The sequence below is a fragment of the Mycobacterium persicum genome (assembly GCF_002086675.1).
Lineage (GTDB): Bacteria > Actinomycetota > Actinomycetes > Mycobacteriales > Mycobacteriaceae > Mycobacterium > Mycobacterium persicum.
In genome coordinates, this window is the sequence record NZ_MVIF01000237.1 from 1 (window position 1) to 1,300 (window position 1,300).

Consider the following 1,300-nt stretch of genomic DNA (forward strand, 5'->3'; position numbering starts at 1 on the left):
GGCCCTACCCCCGTCACCGCCGGCCCCCCCAGGCAAGACCGTGGGCGACGTCGGAGTACGAATGGACGCGCCGCCGGCCCCGCCACGTCCGCCGCCGCCGATGAGCCCGGCGTCACCACCGCGACCGCCGGCCTGGCCGGGAGCGCCCGATGCGCCGTCGCCTCCGTTGCCGAGCAACCAGCCGCCGTGGCCACCATTCTGGCCGGGTGCGATCCCGTCGGCGCCGTCGCCGATCAACGGGCGACCGGTCAGTGCCTTCGTCGGCGCGTTCACCGCATCCAAAAGCTGTTGCTCGGCCGCGGCCATCGCACTGGCCGCGTCCGTGCTCGCGTAAGCGTTCACGCTGGCCTGCAGGTTGCGCACGAACTGGTCATGGAAGGCCGCCATCTGGTTGCTGATCGCCTGATATTCCTGGCCGAGCGACCCGAACAGTGCGGCAAGGGCCGTAGACACCTCATCGGTGCCCGCAGCCGCGATGGTCGTAGTCGGGAACGCAGCGAACACGTTGGCCTGGCTGATCGTCGAGCCAATGCGCGCCAACTCCGTTGCCGCGGCGTCGACAACCTCAGGTACCGCAATCACGAATGACATCTGCGTCCTCCAAGCGCCCCTCGTAAGCAATCTCCGCAAAGTGTGTCGAGGCGCCCTGAGACGAACGTTTGGAACTCATGAAATCCGCTGGTCACGCCTGATCGGGGTGTTCTCGGGCAGCGTGCGGAGCAGCGGTTCGCGGAGCGAACCATCGTGGAGAGCCTGAGACTCAGGCGGCAAGAGCCTTGGCCGTAACGTCGGCAGCAAGGAGATCGGGCTAACTCAAGGAGCCGCCACCGCCGCTGCCGAACCGCCGGCCCCGCCTGGTAACCCACCGACCAGGTCGATCCCGGGTCCGTCGCGCCTAGCTGCGCCGCGATGAAAAACTGGTCACACGCCGTGACGCCGGTGACGGATCTTCGGCTTGATGTTGCCCATGTTTAGCCGGGGCTGGTGACCCGCTTTAGGTCGAGGCGCCGGAGCCGCCGGCCCCGCCGCCGCCGCCGGTCGCGTACACCCCGCCGCCGCCGCCGTTGCCGACCAGCCCTCGACCGGGATCAACACCGGCCTCACCCGACTGGCCTTCCAGCGTCGACGCCTGGGGCATCAGCGAATTCAATGCCTGCGCCGGCTGCCCGGAATTCAACGCGAACAGAGCCTGGTTCAGCGCATCGGGACCTGGCAGACCGGGCAAGCCGTTGAGGTCCCCGCCCGCACCGCCGGGGCCCCCGACACCGCCGACACCACCGAACGCGCCGACACCCCGGTC

The 1,300-nt window shown here is 69.2% G+C and carries 1 protein-coding gene and 1 pseudogene; both read right to left on the reverse strand.

The features are described 5' to 3' along the window. Positions 1–591, reverse strand: a 591-nt coding sequence (locus BST40_RS28085; protein WP_142276856.1) for a PE family protein, incomplete at its 3' end; no start/stop codon positions are given. Positions 592–994: 403 nt separating this feature from the next. Continuing rightward, positions 995–1,300, reverse strand: a pseudogene (locus BST40_RS30420) (hypothetical protein); the annotation flags it as partial.